At 71.8% G+C, this 21205-nt stretch carries 16 protein-coding genes; 10 read left to right on the forward strand and 6 right to left on the reverse strand.

Going from position 1 to position 21205, the window contains the following annotated elements; all coding sequences use genetic code 11:
- Positions 1 to 23: 23 nt before the first annotated feature.
- Positions 24 to 1646: an alpha-N-arabinofuranosidase gene (locus tag V1258_RS04780; RefSeq protein ID WP_329748588.1), complete on the forward strand. Its 1623-nt coding sequence runs from the start codon at positions 24 to 26 to the stop codon at positions 1644 to 1646.
- A gap of 96 nt (positions 1647 to 1742) precedes the next feature.
- Here V1258_RS04780 and V1258_RS04785 read toward each other — a convergent pair whose 3' ends face one another.
- A complete protein-coding gene (locus V1258_RS04785) occupies positions 1743 to 3329 on the reverse strand; it encodes a hypothetical protein (protein ID WP_329748589.1) in 1587 nt (528 codons plus the stop codon).
- A gap of 233 nt (positions 3330 to 3562) precedes the next feature.
- Between V1258_RS04785 and V1258_RS04790 the strand changes: the two genes are divergently transcribed.
- A complete protein-coding gene (locus V1258_RS04790) occupies positions 3563 to 5248 on the forward strand; it encodes a ribonuclease J (protein ID WP_329748590.1) in 1686 nt (561 codons plus the stop codon).
- A gap of 259 nt (positions 5249 to 5507) precedes the next feature.
- On the forward strand, positions 5508 to 6365 hold the full coding sequence (locus V1258_RS04795) for a sugar phosphate isomerase/epimerase family protein (protein WP_329748591.1): 858 nt from the start codon (positions 5508 to 5510) through the stop codon (positions 6363 to 6365).
- A gap of 198 nt (positions 6366 to 6563) precedes the next feature.
- On the opposite strand, the gene V1258_RS04800 is transcribed toward V1258_RS04795, so the two are convergent.
- Entirely contained in the window at positions 6564 to 7409 is an 846-nt protein-coding gene (locus tag V1258_RS04800; protein WP_329748592.1) for a helix-turn-helix domain-containing protein, read from the reverse strand.
- 55 nt (positions 7410 to 7464) lie between these two features.
- Here V1258_RS04800 and V1258_RS04805 point away from each other — a divergent pair, with 55 nt between their 5' ends.
- Entirely contained in the window at positions 7465 to 8361 is an 897-nt protein-coding gene (locus V1258_RS04805; RefSeq protein ID WP_329748593.1) for a phytanoyl-CoA dioxygenase family protein, read from the forward strand.
- 197 nt (positions 8362 to 8558) lie between these two features.
- On the opposite strand, the gene V1258_RS04810 is transcribed toward V1258_RS04805, so the two are convergent.
- The 4 genes from V1258_RS04810 to V1258_RS04825 are packed head-to-tail and all read right to left on the reverse strand — an operon-like array spanning position 8559 to position 14363.
- Complete coding sequence (locus V1258_RS04810) at positions 8559 to 9029, reverse strand: alpha/beta fold hydrolase (RefSeq protein WP_329748594.1); 471 nt, start codon at positions 9027 to 9029, stop codon at positions 8559 to 8561.
- Positions 9026 to 10726, reverse strand: coding sequence for a pectinesterase family protein (locus V1258_RS04815; RefSeq protein ID WP_329748595.1), 1701 nt, complete (start codon positions 10724 to 10726; stop codon positions 9026 to 9028). Before V1258_RS04815 ends, V1258_RS04810 begins: the two co-directional genes overlap by 4 nt.
- A 38-nt stretch (positions 10727 to 10764) precedes the next feature.
- Positions 10765 to 12741, reverse strand: coding sequence for a DUF6807 family protein (locus V1258_RS04820; protein ID WP_329748596.1), 1977 nt, complete (start codon positions 12739 to 12741; stop codon positions 10765 to 10767).
- Positions 12741 to 14363 carry a glycoside hydrolase family 43 protein gene (locus V1258_RS04825; protein ID WP_329748597.1) on the reverse strand — a complete coding sequence of 541 codons (1623 nt, stop codon included), beginning with the start codon at positions 14361 to 14363 and terminating at the stop codon, positions 12741 to 12743. The genes V1258_RS04820 and V1258_RS04825 overlap by 1 nt, the downstream gene beginning before the upstream one ends.
- Before the next feature lie 353 nt (positions 14364 to 14716).
- Between V1258_RS04825 and V1258_RS04830 the strand changes: the two genes are divergently transcribed.
- From V1258_RS04830 to V1258_RS04855, 6 genes are all read left to right on the forward strand, one after another.
- Complete coding sequence (locus tag V1258_RS04830; RefSeq protein WP_329748598.1) at positions 14717 to 15721, forward strand: ABC transporter permease; 1005 nt, start codon at positions 14717 to 14719, stop codon at positions 15719 to 15721.
- Positions 15722 to 15747: 26 nt separating this feature from the next.
- Positions 15748 to 16401, forward strand: a complete 654-nt coding sequence (locus tag V1258_RS04835; protein ID WP_329748599.1) for a DUF624 domain-containing protein — start codon at positions 15748 to 15750, stop codon at positions 16399 to 16401.
- Positions 16402 to 16504: 103 nt separating this feature from the next.
- Entirely contained in the window at positions 16505 to 18022 is a 1518-nt protein-coding gene (locus V1258_RS04840) for an extracellular solute-binding protein (protein ID WP_329748600.1), read from the forward strand.
- A gap of 232 nt (positions 18023 to 18254) precedes the next feature.
- Entirely contained in the window at positions 18255 to 19535 is a 1281-nt protein-coding gene (locus V1258_RS04845) for a glycoside hydrolase family 28 protein (protein WP_329748601.1), read from the forward strand.
- Positions 19536 to 19537: 2 nt separating this feature from the next.
- The gene (locus V1258_RS04850; protein WP_329748602.1) at positions 19538 to 20050 is read left to right on the forward strand and encodes a hypothetical protein; all 513 of its coding nucleotides are present in this window, start codon (positions 19538 to 19540) and stop codon (positions 20048 to 20050) included.
- The gene (locus V1258_RS04855; RefSeq protein ID WP_329748603.1) at positions 20047 to 20997 is read left to right on the forward strand and encodes a carbohydrate ABC transporter permease; all 951 of its coding nucleotides are present in this window, start codon (positions 20047 to 20049) and stop codon (positions 20995 to 20997) included. The genes V1258_RS04850 and V1258_RS04855 overlap by 4 nt, the downstream gene beginning before the upstream one ends.
- The last annotated feature ends 208 nt before the right edge of the window (positions 20998 to 21205 follow it).

Consider the following 21205-nt stretch of genomic DNA (forward strand, 5'->3'; position numbering starts at 1 on the left):
CCCTGAACAGGAGCACCTGCACCATGACCGAGAACGCGCCCACCCTCGCGAGCGACCTCGTCTCCGCGCTGACCACCCCCGCCGGCGGGTCCACCGGACCCAGCGCCCGCCGCACCACCGGACCCGCCCGGGTCGTGGTGGACCTGGACCTGCCGGGGGCCACGATCTCCCGGCATCTGTATGGCCATTTCGCCGAGCATCTGGGTCGGTGCATCTACGGCGGGTTCTTCGTCGGCGAGGACTCGGAGATCCCCAACACCCGCGGCATCCGGGACGATGTGGTGGCGGCGCTGCGGGCGCTGCATATCCCGAACCTGCGCTGGCCGGGAGGCTGTTTCGCGGACGAGTACCACTGGAAGGACGGCATCGGGCCGCGCGAGCAGCGGCCGCGGATGGTGAACTCCCACTGGGGTGATGTCGTGGAGGACAACTCCTTCGGCACCCACGAGTTCCTCGACCTGGTCGAGTTGTTGGGCACCGAGGCGTACGTGAACGGGAACGTCGGCTCGGGCACGGTGCAGGAGATGAGCGAGTGGATCGAGTACCTGACCCGTGCGGATGACTCGCCGATGGCGGCGCTGCGCCGCCAGAACGGTCGGGACGAGCCGTGGAAGGTGCCGTTCTTCGGGATCGGCAACGAGTCCTGGGGCTGCGGTGGGAACATGCGCGCCGAGGACTACGCGGCGCTCGCGCGTCAGTACTCGACCTTCGTCCGCGACCACGCCGGCAACCAGGTCACCCGCATCGCGGCCGGTGCCTCTGATGGTGACCTCGGGTGGACCGAGTCGCTCATGCGCGCGGTTACGAACGTCGAGCACGCCGACGGGAAGGCCGGCCCCTACCAGGCGATCTCCCTGCACTACTACACGATGTCGGGGCCGTGGTCGGACAAGGGCTCGGCCACCGAGTTCACCGAGGACGAGTGGTACCTGACCCTCTCCCGCGCCGCCCGCGCCGAGGAGCACGTGGCCCGCCACGCCACCGTCATGGACCGCTACGACCCGCACCGCAAGGTGGGTCTGGTCCTGGACGAGTGGGGCACCTGGTGGAACGTCGAGCCGGGCACCAACCCCGGCTTCCTGTACCAGCAGAACACGATGCGCGACGCCCTGGTCGCCTCGATCCACTTCGACGGCTTCCACCGTCACGCGGACCGTCTGATCATGGCGAACATCGCGCAGACCGTGAACGTGCTGCAGGCGATGATCCTCACCGATCCGGACACCGGCGCGCTGGTGCTCACGCCGACCTACCACGTGTTCGCCATGAACGCAGGGCACCAGGACGCCGCCGCGCTCGACGCCCACGTGCTCCTGCCCGAGGAGTCCGCGGTGATCGAGGGGCGGGCGCTGCCCCGGATCTCCGCCTCCGCTTCGCTGCGGTCCGCGGAGGACACCGCGCTGATCTCGCTCTCCAACCTCGACGCCGCCGAGCCCCGCACCCTGGTGCTGGACCTGCGCGGCCGCGAGGTGGTGGGCCACACCGCGACCGTGCTCACCGGCGCCTCGACCGCCGCGCACAACACCCCCGAGCAGCCCGAGGCCGTCGCGCCCGTGCCGCTCACGGACGTGCGCGAGCACCCGGCCGGGCTCGAGGTCACCCTGCCGCCGCACTCCGTGGCGACGGTGCAGCTGCAGCTCGGCTGACCCGCGGAGGAGGCCCGACGGGCCGCCCCTCGTCGGGGCGGCCCGCGCCGCCGCGTCACCGCCGGTCGACTTACTGCGTCGCCGCGCCCAGCCCGCCTACTGGTACGACACGAACCAGGGCCGCGGCTCGACGGCGTAGGTCTCCTCGGGCGTGAAGGTGGGGGAGTCCTCGTCGTAGAAGTTCTTCCACGCCATGAAGATCCCCTCCGGCAGGCCCTGCTGCAACGCGTTCCAGGTGGCGAGCTTGTCGCCGGGCGCACCGTGGCCGTCGGCGTGGAGGGTGATCGCGAGCTCCGTCCGGGAAGTGTCGATCGTCTCCCGCTCGGTGACCATCCGCAGCGTGAACTGGTGCAGGATCAGCAGCTTCTGCGGCAGGCCATGCTCGGCGGTGAGGTCCGCCAGCCACGTGACCACCGAGTTCACCTCCGCCCCGGTGACCGATCCGATCTGCTCGAGGTGCTTCTGGCCGGGCTTCAGCCGCCACTCGGAGTCCAGAGCGAGGCCGACGTGCGGCTCGAGCAGCAGCTCCTCGTAGCGCTGCGCCTGGGTGAGGAAGTCGGTGGTGCCGGGCTGGAGATCCAGCACCACGTACACCCCGGCCTCGCCCGCCGCGTCGACCCACTCCCGCAGTGAGTCCACGGAGAGCTCCCGCGAGTAGTCGCCGTCGCCGCCGGGGGTGTCCGCGGCGATCGTCGCGATGATCTCGAAGGCGGGGATCACCAGCTCGTCGGTGAGTCCCTGGTAGTCGGCGGCGAGCTGCTGCGTGCGGGCGATCGTCTCCTCGAGCCCCTGCTCACCGAGGATCCCCAGCGAGGGCACGCCGGGGGAGCCGTAGGCCGCGACCATCCGCCGACCGGGGAAGGCGATCTGCCCTCCGCCCGGCAGTTCCGGGGTCGTCGCGGCGCGCTCGAGGGCGCCGGCGAGGCCGTCGCTCGCGCCGAAGCTCTCGCCGAGGGCGAGCACGCCCGTCGTCGGATCATTGCCGACGGCGGCACGGGCCGCGGCCACGGAATCGGAGCTCCGGCCCAGCTGCCCGCCGGGCACCTGGGCGACGGTCCCGCCGGCGGCGGTGACCAGGGCCGACGCGACCGGCGCGGCGGGCAGGGCCTGCTCCGGGTCCAGCAGCAGGGTGAGTCGTTCGGGGGCGGCGCCGACGGTGACCGTCGGCAGGTCGGCGGAGGGATCCTCCGCGGCGAGGTCTACCTCGAGGATGTCCCGGCCCTCACCGAGTGCGCCGGCATCCTGGCCCGCGGGGATCAGCAGGGTGCGCGCGCCGAGCCGGTCCAGCTCCTCGCCCAGCTGCTCCTCGGTGATCTCCCCGTCGGGGCCGACGAGCAGCGGCAGGCGCGCCGGCCCGGTGAGCGCGGCGAGGGCGTCCCCCGCTTCGGCGGGGGCGAGCGCGACCACGTCCGCAGACTCGACGAGCAGGGCGCTCAGCGAGAGCGCGGTCGCGGCGGGGGAGGCGGCGGGGAGGACGGCCGACGGGGTCGGGTCGGCGACGAAGACGATGCCCGCCTCGTCGGTGTCCGTGCAGGCCGCGAGGGTGGGGAGGGCGGGGACGGCCGCGATCGCGACTGCCGTGCGGGCGAGCGCCCGGCGGGTCAGCAGCGGCCCGGCGCCCCCGTCGGCCGATCCGCCGCTCCGCGCCCCTGGAACGGACCCTCCGGTGCGTCGTGCTCCCACTGCCTCACGCCCTTCCCGTCGCGGCGGCGCGGGGTGTCTCCCCGGCCTGCGGCCGTCGCCATGGTGGCAGATCCGCCCCGCGAAAGGTGATTCTCGTGTCGGTTCCGGCCCAGAACGCGGGATCTGCGCCGAGACCCCGTACGTTGAAGGGGCGGACGCCGCGGCGGGACCCGTTCCCGCGCGCTCCACCACAGACCTCTGTCCCTGTCCCTCCGTCGAAGGAAACCTCCTCCATGCCCTCCCCCCGCACCAAGCTCTCCGCTCCGCCGCGCCTGCCGAAGAACGGCATGCGCATCACCCCGCTCGGCGGCCTCGGCGAGGTCGGCCGCAACATGACGGTGTTCGAGCACGCCGGCAAGCTGATGATCGTCGACTGCGGCGTTCTCTTCCCCGAGGAGCACCAGCCCGGCATCGATGTGATCCTCCCGGACTTCACCTCGATCCGCGACCGCCTCCAGGACATCGAGTGCATCGTCCTCACCCACGGCCACGAGGACCACATCGGCGGTGTCCCGTACCTGCTCAAGGAGCGCGCGGACATCCCGCTGATCGGCTCCGAGCTGACTCTCGCCTTCCTCACCGCGAAGCTCAAGGAGCACCGCATCACTCCCAAGACCGTGCAGGTCGAGGCGGGGCAGAAGCATCGCGCCGGGGTCTTCGACCTCGAGTTCGTGGCCGTGAACCACTCCATCCCGGACAGCCTCGCGGTGTTCATCCGCACCAAGGCCGGGACCGTGCTGTGCACCGGCGACTTCAAGATGGACCAGTTCCCGCTCGACGGCCGCATCACCGACCTGCGGGCCTTCGCGCGCCTCGGCGAGGAGGGCGTGGACCTCTTCCTCACTGACTCCACCAACGCCGAGGTCCCCGGCTTCACGATGAGCGAGCGCGACCTCACCCCCGCGATCGACCGGGTCTTCGCCACCTCGCCGCGCCGCATCATCGTCTCGAGCTTCGCCAGCCACGTGCACCGCATCCAGCAGGTGCTCGACGCCGCGCACGCCGCCGGCCGCAAGGTCGCCTTCGTCGGCCGCTCCATGGTGCGCAACATGAAGATCGCGAGCGACCTCGATTACCTCGACATCCCCAAGGGACTCGTCGTCGACTTCCGCAAGATCCAGTCGATGCCCGACCACAAGGTCACCCTGATCTGCACCGGCTCCCAGGGTGAGCCGATGGCGGCGCTGGCCCGCATGGCCAACGGCGACCACCAGATCCAGGTGGGCGAGGGTGACACGGTGCTCATGGCCTCCTCGCTGATCCCCGGCAACGAGAACGCGATCTACGGGATCATCAACAAGCTCACCGACCTCGGCGCGAACATCGTCCACAAGGGCAACGCGAAGGTCCACGTCTCCGGTCACGCGAGCGCCGGCGAGCTCGTGTACTGCTACAACATCGTGAGGCCCAAGAACGTCATGCCGGTGCACGGCGAGTCCAAGCACCTCCACGCCAACGCCGAGCTGGCCCGCAAGACGGGTGTGCCGGAGAAGAACGTGGTCATCGCGCAGGACGGCGTGACCGTCGACCTCATCGCCGGCCAGGCGAAGATCTCCGGCAAGGTCGAGGCCGGGCTCGTGTACGTCGACGGGCAGACCATCGGCGCCGCCACCGAGGACACCCTCGCCGAGCGCCGGCTGCTCTCCGGCGGCGGCGTGGTCACCGTGGTCGCGCTGATCGACCCGAAGACCCACAAGCCGGTCGAGCCGGTCGAATTCCTCACCAAGGGTTTCGTCCACGACAAGAAGACCTTCCAGGGCGCCGCCGCGCAGGTCGAGAAGGCCCTCGTCCAGACCCGGACCGACGGCATCGACGACATCGCGAAGATCGAGGAGATCGTCGTCGAGACCGTCAGCACCCACCTGCGCCGCACCTACCGCCGCGAGCCCGCGGTGATGGCCGTGGTCATCGACGCCTGAGCGGGCGTTCGGGGCCGACGGACGCTCCGTCGGCCCCGCCCTGCTCTCCGACGGCCCCTCCGGCCCGCCTCGCGGCGGCGCGGGAGGGGCCGTCGGCGTGGGCGTCACGTGCGGAGTCCAGGGCGGGGGCGTCGGCGGGATGCTGCCTGGCGGAGCGCTCGCGAATAGCCCAGCGCGCCCGCTTCGCCCCGGCGTCCCACTCCGTGGACGATGTGCGCGAGGTCACCACGTGGGAACGTTCGGGGCCTAGGCTTCAGGGATGTTCTCCTGCCTCTCGCCCGGCGCACTCGGGCTCACCCTGGACCACACCACCGCCATCGATCTCGCCGTGACGCACGGCTTCGGGGGCGTCGACCCCGACCCCGGCCACTTCCGCACCCTCCTCGAGGAGAAGGGCCTGCAGGCCGTCGTCGAGCACGGCGACGCCGTCAAGGCCAAGGGGCTGAGCTGGGGCATCTCCGGCCTGCCCATCGGCCTCGACTCCTCCGCCGAGGAGTTCCGGAAGGCGCTCGGTGCCCTGCCCGACGCCCTCGAGCTGCTCACCGCCGCGGGGGTCACCGCCGTCGGCACCTGGATCCGCCCCATGCACGACGCCCTCGACCACCGCGAGAACTGGCGCCTCCACGCAGGCCGTCTCGCCCTCGTCTCCGAGATCCTCGCCGACCACGGCCTGCGCCTGGGCCTGGAGTACATCGGCCCGAAGACCTTCTGGTCCACCGAGCGATTCCCCTTCATCCACGGCATCCGCGAGGCGCGCGAGCTGATCGCCGAGACCGGGGCGAGCAACATCGGCCTCATCCTCGACAGCTACCACTGGTACACCGCCGGGGAGTCGGCGGCGGACCTCGACGGCCTCACCGATGCGGACATCGTCTCCGTCGACATCAACGACGCCCGCGCCGACCGCGAGCGGGACGAGCAGATGGACCTCGACCGCCGTCTGCCCTTCGACACCGGCGTGATCGACCTCGACGGCTTCCTCGGCGCCGTGCACGCCGCCGGGTACACCGGGCCCGTGAAGGTCGAGCCGTTCATGAAGAGCCTCGCCGAGCAGCCCGTCGACGAGGTCCTCGCCGACATCTCGCAGCGCCTGGGTCGGGCGGTCGCCCCGCGCTGAGGTCCCAGGCGCCCTACCGCGCGCCCGAGCCTGCGCGCACTGTCCACGCACGAGCCCTGTGCGCCCTGCCCCGCGAGCCCGCCGCGCCCCCGCCCCCGCGGGCCCGCCTCGTAACCCCCGCAGAGTGGGGGGAATGCCTCGCGTATTCCCCCAACTCTGCGGGGGTTCTCGGCGTCGGCGGGCTCTGGCCCCGTGCTCTCACACCACTCGGTGCCGGGCGCGGTGCGCCGAGGGGCTCTGCCCGTGCGCCGCCCGGAAGCGGCGCGAGAAGTACAGCGGGTCCTGATAGCCGACGCGCCGCGCGATCTCTGCGACCGGATCCGGGGTCATCTCCAGCAGTCGGGCTGCCAGCTCGAGGCGCTGCGCCTCCACGTAGCCGCGCACCGAGGTCCCCACCTGCGCGGCGAACAGGTGCGCGAGCCGCGAGGGAGAGAGGTGCGCGAGGCGGGCGAGGCGGGGCACGTCGAGCTCCTCGTCGAGGTGGGCGTCGATGTGCTCGAGCACCCGCAGCACCCTCTCGTCGAGCCGGTGGCGCCGGGGGTTCTGCGAGTCGTACCAGAGCAGCGCCGCCTCGAGACCGTTGAGGGCGAACAGCTCGGGTCGGCCGACGGCGAGGCGCGTGGCGCGTGCCGCCGAGCGCAGCGCCTTCTGCACGCGGGTATCCACGTCGGCGCCGAGCGTGATCGTTCCCAGGCCCGGTGAGTCCTCCGGCCAGTCCAGCAGCGCGAGCCAGGTCGCGGGCGGGTGCACGTGCGCATACAGCAGCCGCCAGGTGCCGGTCGCGGGATCGGTGCCGTAGTCCTGCAGGGTGCCGGGCCGCAGCAGCACCGCCTGCCCGGGGACGGTGCGGAGCCTGCTCCCGTCGGCCCCGTGCACGAGACCCGCGCCGGAGACGGTGTGCAGCAGCAGCCAGTCGGGTGTGCCGCGGGAGCGCAGCACCCGGTAGTCCGCCTCCTGTGCGAGCTCCCCGGCGACCACTCGGCCCACCTCGGGGATCGGGAACTCGACGGCCGGAACCTGTCTGGCGACAGCAGGATCGTCCATGTCTCCTCCCTTCCCTCACCTGGTCGATGTCGACCGGGGTGGCCAGACTGACATCATGAGCACACTCCAGACCAGCCCCGCCGTCGACACCGCCGTCGCGGGAACGGCCGATCACCCCGTCGACGCCCCCGTCGCCCTCGAGATCGTCGACGCCGCCACCGCGGATCCCGCACGTCTCGCCGCCGCCTACCAGAACGCCGGCGCCGTGCACCTCCGCGGCGTCCTCACCGCCGAGGAGGTCGCCGAGCTGCGGGACACCTTCACGATCCACATCGAGACCGACGGCAGCGGCGGCGCCTTCCACGAGACTCCCGAGGGCGACCCGCTCCACGCCTACCCGCGGATGATCCAGCCCCACCGCGACGACCACGCCCCGGGTCGCATGGCCCGCAGCTGGATGCTCGAGCAGCGCGTGATGGGCCGGGTCGCCGAGGTGGTCGGCCCGGTGTGGGCGGCGCAGTCGATGTTCTACTTCAAGCCCCCGGGCGCACGCGGCCAGGCGATGCACCAGGACAACTACTTCCTGCAGTCCCACCCGGAGACCTGCATCGCCGCGTGGATCGCGGTCGACGACTGCGACGGCGACAACGGCGCGCTGGGCGTCGTACCCGGCACGCACCGCTACGAGATCGAGTGCCCCGAGGACGCCGACGCCGCGGAGTCCTTCACCTCGATCACCGTGTCGATCCCCGAGCACCTCTCGGTAGTGCAGACGGACATGCGCGCCGGCGACATGCTGATCTTCCACGGCAGCCTCGTGCACGGCTCGAAGCCCAACACCACCGAGGACCGATTCCGCCGGTCGCTGATCCTGCACTACATCCCGGTGGGCAGCCGCGAGGTCGCCGCCGGCTACCAGCCGCTGCTGGACGCCGACGGGCGAGAGGTGCGCATCGAGAAGTCCGAGATGGGCGGCACCTGCGGCGAGGGCTGGGCGGTCACGAACCACTGAGCGGTCGGGAGCGGGCGGGCGGACGCGGGACTGCGGCGCCCGCCTCGGCGCCCTGCCCCTTGCCCCCGCGCCCGCCCCGCCCCGCCTCGCCTCCGCCTCCACGGGGGAATGGCCTGTTTCTCAACCATCCACGGGCCCGAAGTGGTTGAGAAGCAAGCCATTCCGCCCCACCCGAGCTCGAGCACAGGACCCCGCCGTCAGGGCGCGGCGTCCTCCAGCGCGCTGAGCAGGGCGTCGGGGGCGTCGTGCATGACGAAGTGGGCGGCGTCGGGGAGACGCACGGAGCGGATCCCGACGGCGTCGAAGCGATCCTGCCGGGCGTAGGTGCGGTGCCCGCCGCGCACCAGCACCACCGGCTGCCGCAGGTGCTCGAGCAGGTCGTTCGTCGCGGCGGCGTGCTCGTCGAGGAGGGAGCGGGCGCTGCGTACCAGGGCGTGCGGGGCGGTCAGGCGCACCTCGGCGCGTCGCCACGGGACCTCCCGCGCGAGGATCCTCTCGAAGCCACCGCGGTCGAGCTCCTCCTCGGGCTCGAGGGCCATGTCCTCCGGGCCGGGGCCGATGGCGGGCACGTCGAGCGCCGGCTCGACGAGGACGAGCCGGTCCACGAGCTCGGGGTGCCGCGCCGCGAGGTGCACGGCGACCGCACCGCCGAGGCTGTGGCCGATCACCTCCCGTGGCCCGTCGGCCTCGGCGTGCAGGAGCGCGGCGATCGCCCATGACTGCTGCTTCGGCTCAACCCCGGCTCGTGTCGTGCCGGCTCGATCCGGCCCGGCTCGTGTCGTCCCCGCTCGAACCGCACCGGCTCCAGCAGCCCCAGCTCCCGCAGTCCCGCCGCGACGAGCTCCGCCACGCGGGTGGCCCCGGCGGTGCTGAGATGGGTGTCGTCCTGCTCGCCGACGGGGAATCCAGGCCACTCGCCGGGCTCGAGCCAGAGGAAGTTCTCCGTCGAGCGCTCCTCCCCGTCGGCCTCCCACAGCTCGAGCGTGCGCTGCGAGAGGTCGATCAGCGGGACCGCCTCCTCGGCCGCGAGCGCGCGGACGGCCTGCGGGTACCCGCCATGAGTGCGGACCGCGTGGCCGTCCTCGAAGCGGCGCCGCTCGATCGGGGTGAGCAGCACCGGGACGCCGCCGCGGGCGCGCACACCCACGAGCATCCGCCGCAGCGCCGCCGGGTAGGCGAGGTGCACGTCCGCGAAGCGTTCGTCGTCCTTGGGGTCGTTGTGCCCGAAGGCGATGAGCACCAGGTCCCCGGCGCGCAGCTCCTCGAGCGCCCCGTCGAGATGTCCCTCGGCGAGGAAGCTGACCGAGCTGCGGCCGGACACCGCCCGGTTCAGCACCGTGAGCCCGGTGGCCGATCCGAGCCGCATGCCCCAGCCCTCCCGCGGCGCCCGCTCGGGACCGTACTCGCTCGCCGTCGAGTCGGAGAGCACGATCGCCCGCGGCGCCCCGCCGGCGGGGACAGGCACCTCGAGCCAGGTCCCGGGGTCGGGCGCATCCGGCAGCTGCGGGCCGGTGCTGGTCCGCGCGCCCCAGTCGTTGCCGTGCTCGGCGAGGCGCGCATCTTCCCAGGCGAAGCCGCCCATCTCGCTCCACGGCTCCGTGGCCACGTGCTCGCCGACGGTGCAGGAGGCGACGATCGCCTGCCCGATCGCGTCGGGCTTCCCGCCCGGATGCCAGGGGCGCCCGAGGCGGACGCTCCCCGGCGCGACCCCGTCGGCCGCGGTGAGCCGTGCGCCATGCACGAGGATCCCGCGCGGGTTCTCCCGGGCCGTCGACGGGGCGAGCAGGTAACCGGGGCCGACGCTGCGGATCTCCCCGCCCTCGACCAGGGCGGTCGCCCGCCCGTAGAGGAAGTCGACGTCGCCCTGGATGAGGCAGCCCCGCAGGTGGACGCGTCGCACCGATGCCCAGCCGGGGGCGTCCAGCAGCACCGTGTCCTGCTGGCCGAGCAGGTGGCAGCGCTCGACGAGGATCCGGTCGCCGCGGGTGCGCAGCGCGATCGCCTGGGTGTCCGGCCAGTCGGGGTGGAGGCGCTTGTCGAAGGAGTTCTCGACGGTGAGGTCGCGGAGGGTGACGCGGTCGGCGTCGATGGTGAGCGTCGCGCAGTCCTGCACGTACGGCAGGCCGGTGCGGTCCCGTGCCCCCTGGTGGAGGCCGAAGACGATCCGCACGTCCTCGGCGCGGCCCGTCGCCGAGCGGATCAGCAGCGGCGCCTCGCGCGGCGCGATCGCGATCTGCTCGACGTACTCGCCGGGCTCGATCACGATCTCCCGCACCGCGGGGTCGGCGAGGGCGAGGGACACCGAGGGCAGGGTCCCGGCCCGGTGGCCGACGCGGGCCGGAGAGGGGGTGGATCCGACGGCCATGGTGCTCCTTCGCACGGGTGGTTCACGGGCAGGGCCGGTCAGTCGAAGGCGGCGGCCGGGCCTTCCGCCGCGGCGATCGCCGCGAGCAGGTCCGGCACCTCCTCGCTGATCACCGGATGGTCGAGGACGGCGGTGCGCACCACGACGTCCAGCAGCTCCCCGCGGTCCAGCAGGCGCGGAGCGTCCCAGGCGAGGCTGGTGCCCACGCCGAGGTAGTCCGAGGCCCGCACGAACCAGGGGTCGATCCGGCCCTGCGCTTCCTCGTCCTGCACCATCACCAGGCTGCTCCAGGCGTTGCCGTGACGGCGCTGGACGATGACGAAGGGACTGCGGGAGCCGTGCGCCATCGCCTCCCCGCGACCGCCCTCGACGAGCACGCGCACCTCGTCGGCGTCCGGCAGCCGCCAGAACAGCCCGCCGTAGCCCGCGCCGAGCCGACCCCGGTTCGCGGGGCTGGTGAAGGTCACCGGGCCGTCGCCGGGCCGGAGCCGGCTCCGCCAGCGCAGCCCCCAGCCGCGCGGGTCGGGCAGGAGATAGGTGCCCAGGCGCCGCTGCTCGTGGAGCAGGTCGCCGCCGTCGTGCGCGCGCCACTGCACGCGCGAGGCGAGCTCGCGGCCGGAGCGGTCCACGGACTCCTCCAAGGACTCCTGCACACCGTGGTTGGACAGCAGCGTCGACCCGCGGCCCTCGACGTAGGTGCGTCCGCCCCAGTAGGTGGTGCCGTTGGCGTCGGGCACCGTCAGCGAGAGCCCGAAGTGGTGCCGGTGGTCGCTGGGATTGGTGACCGTCATGGCGCGGCCCGCGAGGCTGCGCACCGGATGCAGGTGCGGCCGCGGACTGTGCACGGGGGGCATGGAACGGCCCGAGGCGGCCACGGCCAGGAGGGTCCCGCTCGCGAGGAGGGTCCAGTCGCGGCCCTCCTTGACCCAGCCGAAGGGCGTGTTGGCGAGATCCTCGAGGCGCGGCGACTCCTCGCCGCCGCCGCCAGGGGCGATCGGCACCCGGGAGGGCGGCACGCGACCGGTGCTGTCGCCGACCTGCAGCAGGGGCTCGAGGACGGTCACGCCGGAGCCGGCCCGGCCGTCGGCGTCGTCGAGGCGGGCGCGCAGGAGGGACCAGGCGACTGATCCTGCGTCGAGCTGCTCCTGGCCGACGGTGGTCAGTCGCGGGACGGCGAAGCGCGACAGCTCGATGCCGTCGAAGCCGGTCACCGAGACGTCCTGCGGGACGCCCACCCCGAACTCGTTGAGCCGGGACTGCAGGCCGAAGGCGACCAGGTCGTTGAAGGCCAGCGCCGCGGTCGCCCCCGAGGCGAGCACTGCCTCCGCCGCCTCGTAGCCGGCGGACATCGTCGCCCCGCCGGGCAGCACCTGCAGCGTGAAAGAGGGATCCTCGCCGGTGAGCGAGTGCAGCGCCGCGAGCCGCTCGCGATGGGCGGCACTGCGCGGGGGCCCGGCCACGTAGACCAGGTCGCGGTGCCCGAGCGCGTGCAGATGCTCCACGAGCTGCCGCATGCCGCTCGCGTAGTCGATCGCGACGACTCCGGTGCGCGGGTTCAGCGGCCGACGGTTCAGGACCACGACGGGATCCGCCTGGTCGATGACCTCCTCGAGGCTGAGGTCGTCCATCCGCGGGGAGACCAGCATGATCGCGTCGCACTGGCGCCGCGCATCGCGGGCGAGCGTCGCCTCGGTGTCGGGGGAGCCGGCCTCCGCGACCAGCACGCTGTACCCGTCGGCCTCGGCGGCGCGCGAGATGCCGCGCAGCAGCGACTGGTACATCGGGTTCCCGAGGTCGGGGATGATCAACGCGATCGTCCGAGTGCGACCGGTGGAGAGATGGCGCGCGATCATGTTCGGCCGGTACTGCAGGCGCTTCGCCGCCTCTCGCACGCGCGCCCCGATGAGGGGGTCGACGGAGGGGTGCTCGTTCAGCACCCGGGACACGGTCGCCCGCGAGACGCCGGCCGCCTCGGCCACCTGCGTGATCGTGGGCCCGCCACGTCCTCGCACCATCAGATCTCCCGTCCGCCACGTCGCACGACCACCGGCCCGAAGCGGGCGCGGCGATCCTCGAGACGATGGTGCACCATGCCGAGGGCGGTGGCGAACAGGCCCACCTCCGCGCCGATCCAGTGCCCCTCGACGGCCGGCCATCCCTCGAGCAGCGGGAGGTGCTCGCCCTCGAGGTGGGCGGTGAGGGTGATGCGGCCGTCGGCGGCGGTGTCGAGCTGGAGGCCGACGGCGGCCGCCGTGCCGGGATCCGCGGTGAGCAGGCGGTGGACCTGCACCTCCTCCGTAGCGGCGCCGGTGGCCATCGTGCCGGAGACCAGCGCGACCCCCTCCGCGTCGCGGCGCAGCCCGGCCCACGCGTAGGCGTGGCCGAGAACCACGATCCCGGCGCGCTCGGGGGCTGCCGGCGCGGTCGACGGGGCATCCGACGGGTCCGCCGCCGTCGCCGCGGGCGCGGGCAGGGTGAGCCGGGTCGTCCAGGTCGAGGGCTGGCCGGGGAGCTGCTGGCCGAGGATCGCGCCGAGATCGCGCAGGTCGCCGCGGGGACTGGGGGCGAGCGCGAGGTCGAGGCCGCCGTCGCCGGTGCGGTGCCAGCCGGGCTGCGGGTTCGCCTGCCAGTGCCAGCGCGGGGCGAGCACGGCGGTGGTGAAGTCGTCCGAACGTCGGGGCTCCGCCCAGGCGGGGTGGTCCTCGCCGTCGGGGTCGGCGTCGGTCGCGCCGAGGGTGGTCGCGCCCCGGACGGGGACGACGTCGACCGGCCGTCCGCGCACCGCATCGATCGGCTCGCCCATATGGGGCCAGCCCTCGTCGTCGACGGTGACCGGCTGCAGGTGGGTGACGCGCCCGAACACGCCGCGATCCTGGAAATGGAGGAACCACAGGTTCCCGTCGGCGTCGTCGACGAGCGCCCCCTGGTGCGGGCCGTTCACGGAGGAGGACCCCTGCTCGAGCACGATCCGGTGCTCGTAGGGGCCGTGGATGTCGCGCGAGCGGAAGACCACCTGGTAGCCCTCGGCGACACCGCCGGCGGGGGCGTAGATCCAGAACCAGCCGTCACGGCGGTAGGCCTTCGGCCCCTCGAGGGTGACCATGCCGGGGATCGCGTCACCGTCGATCACCGTGCGGGTGGGGGAGAGGGCGGCGGTCAGGTCCTCTGTCACCTCGAGCACGCTGAGCAGGTTCTTCACCCGCGCGCGGGACCGCGCCCAGCCGTGCACGAGATACGCGCGGCCGTCCTCGTCCCAGAGCGGGCAGGGGTCGATCAGGCCGTGGCCGGCCAGCAGCAGGTGCGGCGCGCTCCAGGGGCCCGACGGGTGCGGGGCGGTGAGCACGAAGATGCCGTGGTCCGGGTCGGGGTAGACGAGGTAGAAGGTGCCCGCGTGCTCGCGCAGCGACGGCGCCCAGACGCCGCTGCCGCGACGCGGCAGGGCGTAGTGGTCCTCCGGCACCACCGCGGGCAGCGCGTTGGTGACGTGCTCCCAGTCCACGAGGTTCCGCGAGCGCAGTACCGGCAGACCGGGCGCCCGGTTGAAGCTCGAGGCGATCATCCAGAACTCCTCGCCCACGCGGATCGCGTCGGGATCGGGCCAGTCCGCGTCGAGGACGGGATTCGAACGATGCTCCACGGGGACTCCTGGGCTGGGGCGGGTGAGGACCGCGAGACGCGGGAAACGCGAGAAACGATGAACCGGTTTCTCACGAACTGATCGCACACCGTACCAGGGGTGCTCGGAGAGGGGAAGCGGTGCGCTGCGACAGGCCGACGGGCCGGAGCGAATGGCTGAGACCTCTTCGTGACCTGCCGATGACCTGTGGCTATTCGGGATTTCCGCGTGGGAAACCGGATTCGGTCGGCAGAGATCTGCCGGAAGGCGTTGACAGGGACCGGGGCCACCTCCAGACTGTGGCGAACGCGAGAAACCGGTTTCCCAGGGAACGGTTTCTCGCCCGACTCTCGATGAGGAGCAGAGGTTCATCCATGGTGGCTGACCCCGTGATCGACACCCGGACCGCAGCGGCGGCGGGTGCACAGACCCCGTCCGCGGACGCGTCGGGTCGACCCCCGGTGCAGCGGCGACAGACGTCGCTGGCGCAGAAGATCTGGCGCTATCGCACCCTGTACCTGATGGCACTGCCCGGCATCGTGTACTTCCTGGTGTTCAAGTACCTGCCGATGGGCGGGCTGATCATCTCGTTCCAGGACTACAAGCCGTTCCTGGGCATCATGGGCAGCCCGTGGGTGGGCTTCGAGCACTTCGTGCGGCTGTTCACCGAGGACACGTTCTTCATGCTCATGCGGAACACCCTGGTGCTGTCGATACTGCTGATGCTGATCTCGTTCCCGGTGCCGATCATCCTCGCGCTGATGCTCAACGAGCTGCGCAGCAAGCTGTTCCAGCGCAGCGTGCAGACGATCATCTACATCCCGCACTTCATGTCCTGGGTGATCGTGGTGTCGATCTTCTACGTCATGCTCACGACCGACGGCGGCGCGATCAACAACCTCATCGTCGCCCTCGGCGGTGAGCCCATCGGCTTCCTCACCGATCCCGACTGGCTGCGCCCGATGTACGTCTTCCAGCACATCTGGCGCACCGCCGGCTGGGGCACGATCGTCTACCTCGCCGCGCTGACCGCGGTCGACATGAGCCTCTACGAGGCCGCCGAGATCGACGGCGCGAACCGGTGGAAGCAGACCTGGCACATCACCCTGCCCGCCATCCGCGCCACCATCATCGTGCTGTTCATCCTCTCGATCGGCGACTTCCTCGAGCTCGGCTTCGAGCACATGTTCCTGCTGCTGAACTCGATGAACCGCGAAGTGGGCGAAATCTTCGACACCTACGTCTACACCGCCGGCATCCAGAACGGACAGCTCAGCTTCGCCACCGCCGTGGGCCTCTTCAAGGGCCTCGTGGGGCTGATCCTCGTGATCGGCGCGAACTCCCTGGCCAAGAAGCTCGGCGAGGAAGGCGTGTACTGACGGCCACCGCCGTCAGGAGGTGACCGATGTTCTTCTCCTTCGAGTCGTTCGCGACGCTGAACCGCTGGCTCGGCGGGTTCTGGCGCCTGATCCTGCTGAACCTGCTGTGGACCGCGGTGACGCTCCTCGGCCTGGGCGTGCTCGGCGTCGGCCCCGCGAGCTACGCGCTCGCGAAGTACCTCGACGGCTGGTTCCGCCACGGCCGCACCCCGCCCACCGTGCGCACCTTCCTGCGGGACGCCCGCGAGCGCCTCGGCGCCTCGATCGGAATGGGCCTGGTGCTCTCCGGCGTGGGCGTGGTGATCGGCGTGAACCTGCTGAGCCTCGACGACTGGTACCTGCGGGCCGCTAACCACCTGGCCCTCGCGGTGCTCCTGATCATCGGCGCCTACGTCTTCTTCGTCATGGCCGCGACGGAGCTGCGCGGCCTGCCCCGGCAGATCGGCGGTGCGCTGCTGCTCGGCGTCGGCTCCCTGCACTGGACGATCATCGGCGCCCTCGCCGTCGCGCTCGCCGAGGTGGTCATGCTCCGCTTCGCCGTCGCCCTGTTCCCCTTGCTCGGCGCGGTGCTCCCGTTCCTCGCCGTCGCCCTGATCCTGCGCCCCGTCCTCACCGACCTCGACCGGAGCGTCGAGGTCGAGACCGAATCCCAGCCCCTCACGGAAGGCCACCTCGCATGACCTCTCGGGGCGTCGACGCCTCTGCGGTCCCTGACCCCCAGACCTGACCGACCACTCCCTCCATCACCACCACCTCTTCTTTTCGACGATGAAAGGACCTCTCATGATCCAGCGCAGAACCCTCCTCAAGTCCCTGCCCCTCGCGGCCGCCGGCCTCGCCGGCGCCGGTGCCCTCGCCTCCTGCGGCAGCTCGAGCGGCGGCGGCTCGGGCGGCTCGTCCGGCGAGGGCGGCACCCTCACCTGGATGTCGATGCTGCACACGCCCACCACCCCGGACGCCGCCGGTCCGATCATGGCCGCCCTCAAGGAGCACAGCGGCGTCGACTTCGAGTACCAGTGGGTGCCGGACGCCTCCAAGGAGGAGAAGATCAACGCGGCGCTGGCCTCCGGGTCCCTCGCCGACATCAACACCCTCAACCAGGGCATGGCAGCGGTGCGCGAGCCGCTGAAGTCCGGCATGTTCTGGGATGTCGAGCCGTTCCTGGCCGAGTTCCCGAACCTCGCGGAGATCAACCCGACGATCATCGAGTCCGCACGCCTCGACGGCACCCTGTACGGCGTCCCCTTCCAGAAGCCGCTCGCCCGCTACGGCGTGCTGGTCCGGCAGGACTGGCTGGACCGCCTCGGACTCGAGGTGCCGCACACCCTTGAGGACCTGCTCGAGGTCGCCCAGGCCTTCGTCGACGGAGACCCCACCGGCACCGGTGCCCAGGTCACCGGCTTCATCGACCGCCAGGAGAGCTTCGCCGTCGGGTTCCGTTCCCTCGCCGGCTACTTCGGCGCGGGCGACAAGTTCCAGCTCGACGACGCCGGCAAGATCGTCCCGGCCTGCACCACGGAGCCGTGGAAGGAGGCGATGGAGTGGTACCGCGGCGCGTTCGAGCGGAAGCTGATCAACCAGGAGTTCGTGACCGTCCAGAAGCAGAACCAGCAGCAGGCCATCGCCCAGGACAAGGGCGGGATCGTGGTGACGGGCCTGTTCGAGGCGAAGAACTACATGTCCCTCGCGGAGTCGATCAACCCGGACACCGAGGTGCAGTGGGCTCTGATCAACGACATGACCTACGGCGACGTGCCGCGTCGCATCGTCTCCGACACGTCGGGCGGCATGGGCGGGCTGATGGCCTTCAACACCCAGTCGCTCAAGGGGGAGGACGACGTCAAGCGGGCGCTGACCCTCATCGACAAGCTGCTCGACGAGCCCGCCTTCCGGCTGATGACCAACGGCATCGAGGGCACCCACTACGAACTCGACGCCGACGGCGCGGTCAACATCATCGACCAGCCGCTGTGGGAGCAGCAGGTTCAGCCGTACTCGAGCTCGCGCCCGTCGGACCAGGTGGAGATCTACAAGTCGACGAACCCGTACGTCAACGAGGCCAACGAGAAGATGACCGAGAACGACGAGTACGTGGTGACCAACCCGGCGCAGTCCCTCACCTCGGCGACCTACGACACGCAGTGGTCGACCATCGAGAAGGCGCTCAACGACTCGTACAACACCTTCATGGTCGGGCAGACCACGATGGCCGACTACGAGGCCGCGATCGAGGCCGCTCGCTCGCAGGGCCTCGACGACATCATCGCCGAGTACACCGAGGCCTACGAGGCCGTGAACTGACCGGTCCCCGCCACAGGGGCGCGCGGCCCCCGTCGGCCGCGCGCCCCGCCCGGATCCACTAGTTCAGGGCCCCTCCGGCGCCCCCTCCGCCCCCGCTGTCACGACGTGCCTGAACCATCCCCTCCCCCCCCCAGGCGTTCACCCCCCCCCCCCCCCCCCCCCCCCCCGCCGGGACCCACCGGTCCAGCGCCCCTCCGGCGCCCCCTCCACCCCCGCTCGAAAGGCACGACCCGTGACCCTCAGCCCTCCCCGGGAGCTCGCCGACCTCGACGTTCTCGCCCCCGCCACCGCCACCCTGCAGCGGGAGATCGACGACGCCGCCGCGCGCGGCGGCGGCCGGGTGCTGGTTCCCGCCGGCGAGCACCGCACCGGCGCGCTCCGCCTCCGCTCGCGGGTCGAGCTGCACCTCGAAGCGGGTGCCGTGCTGCGCTTCGTGCCCGATCCGGCTCTCTACCCGGTGGTCGACGCGCGCTGGGAGGGGGCGACCGGGCTCGTGCACTCGCCCTGCCTGTACGCCCACGGCGAGGAGGACGTGGCGATCACGGGCCTCGGCACGATCGACGGCGGCGGCGCCCCCTGGTGGGACCGCCAGCGCGAGGGCACCCTGGAGCATCCCCGGCCCACCCTCATCGGGCTGCACGAGTGCCGCCGCGTCACCCTGCGCGACGTGACCCTGCGCGACTCGCCGGCGTGGACCGTCCACCCCTCGCTGTGCGAGCAGGTGACCGTCGCCGGGTTGCGGATCCTCAACCCCGCGGACTCCCCGAACACCGACGGCATCAACCCCGAGTCCTGCCGCGACGTGCACATCAGCGGCTGCCACATCGACGTGGGCGACGACTGCATCGCCATCAAGGCCGGCACCCAGGCGACGGCCGCCCGGGTGCCCTGCGAGAACATCACCGTCACCGGCTGCACCATGGTCCACGGCCACGGCGGCGTCGTGATCGGCAGCGAGATGGCCGGCGGCGTGCGCAACGTCGTCATCTCCGCCTGCGTCTTCCAGGGCACCGACCGCGGGATCCGCGTGAAGACCCGGCGCGGCCGCGGCGGGCTGATCGAGAACCTGCGTGTCACCGGCATCGTCATGGACGACGTGACCTGCCCGATCACCATCAACTCCTTCTACCACTGCGGCCCGGAGGGGAAGACGGAGCTGGTCGGCGACCGCGCGGCCCGCCCCGTCGGCCCCGGCACCCCGGCGATTCGCGGCCTGCACCTCGCGCACCTGACCGCGACCCGGGTCCATGCGAGCGCCGGCCACCTGTTCGGGCTCCCCGAGTCGCCGATCGAGGACCTCTCGATCGAGGACCTCTCGGTCACCTTCGCCGACGAGCCCCGTCCCGGCGTCCCCGAGATGGCCGACGGGCTCGTCCCCGTCACCCGCGAGGGCCTGCGCCTCGGCGGGGTGCGCGGTGCGCTGCTCACCCGGGTGCGGGTGCGCGGGGCCGACGGGCCGCTGCTCCTCGCCGAGGACTGCACCGGTGTGGTCGGCGAGGTGACGGAGCGATGACCATGACCGAGAGCCGCCGCCGCGGCGACCGGCGAGACCCGTCGACCGGGCGTGCCCCGTCGGCCCGGCGTGCTCCGTCGGCCGGGCCGGCGCGGCGTGTGCGTCGGCCCGTCGAGATGACCCTCGTGGGGCTGGGCATGATCGCCGCGCTCATCGCCCACGGCGGGTTCACCCTGGTCATGAACCGGATCGACCAGCCGACCTTCGAGGCCGTCGTCATGCCGGCGCTCGTGGGCGAGGACTCGGGGCTCAGCGGCGAGGAGGCGCGGGTGCTCGGAGACACCCTCGCCGCCTGGCTCGGCATGTCCCTCGTGGTGCTCCTGCTGCTGGCCGTCGCCGGCATCGCCCATCACCGCGCGCGTCCCGCCCGCCGCGCCCCCGGCTGGTGGTTCCTCGCCGCCGGCGCCGTCTGCCTGCTGGGCAGCCAGCTGATCCTCTACCCCGTCGCCTTCCTGTTCTTCGCCGCCGCGGCGCTGTTCGCGCTGCGGCCCCTGCCCGAGGGGAGCCCCCGATGACCGTCACCCCCATCCCGACGCCGTCCGCCACGCCGGACCAGATCGAGCCCACGAAGCTCGTGGCGCGCAAGCCCCGTCTGCGCCGCCGCACCCCCGGTGAGAGGATCTTCAACGCGGTCAACATCGTGCTGCTGACCGGCTTCGCGCTCATGTGTCTGATCCCGTTCATCCACGTGATCGGCAGCTCCTTCGCCACCCCCGGCGAGCTCGCGACCAGCAATTTCGTGCTGATCCCGAAGGAGTGGACGCTCGCCGCGTGGCAGTACATCCTCTCCACCCCGACGATCTTCCGAGCCATGGGAGTCTCGGTCTTCGTGACCGTGGTGGGCACCTTCCTCAGCCTCGTGGTGACGGCCATGATGGCCTACGCCCTCGCGAAGCCGTACCTGCTGGGCCGCCGATCCATCAACTTCCTGGTCATCTTCACGATGCTGTTCAGCGGAGGCATGATCCCCACCTTCATCGTCGTCTCCAAGCTGGGGCTGCTGGACTCGCTGTGGTCGCTGATCCTGCCCGCGACGGTGAACGCCTTCAACCTCGTGATCATGCGGAACTTCTTCCAGGGCATCCCCGACTCCCTCGAGGAAGCGGCGCGCATCGACGGCTGCTCCGAGATCGGCGTGTTCCTGCGCGTGGTGCTGCCGCTGTCGATGGCATCGATCGCGACGATCGGCCTGTTCTATGCGGTGACCTACTGGAACACCTACATGGGCGCCGTCCTCTACATCAACGACTCGAGCAAGTGGCCCATCCAGGTGCTGCTGCGCCAGGTCGTGATCGTCTCGAGCGGCATGAACGCCGACGCGACCGTCGTCGACGTCGTGCCCCCGGCGCAGTCCGTGAAGATGGCGGTCATCGCCGTGGCCACGCTGCCGATGCTCGCCGTGTACCCCTTCGTCCAGCGCTATTTCGTCAAGGGCGCGATGATCGGCTCCGTGAAGGGCTGACCGGCGAGAGCCGCCCCCTGCCGGCCGCCCGCCCACCTCCGGAAACCTCCGCACTTCCGGGTTATTCGGCCCGGATTCCCCGACTGTGCGGAGGTTCTGGGCTGAGAGAGGGCCGAGAGCAACCCTGCGCACCACGCCTGCGCACCGAGACCTGCGCCGCGAGTCCACGGACTGCTCGCGACGCTCGCTGTTCCGCATCATCCAGTCC

Source organism: Brachybacterium sp. J153, assembly GCF_036311905.1.
Classification (GTDB): Bacteria; Actinomycetota; Actinomycetes; order Actinomycetales; family Dermabacteraceae; genus Brachybacterium.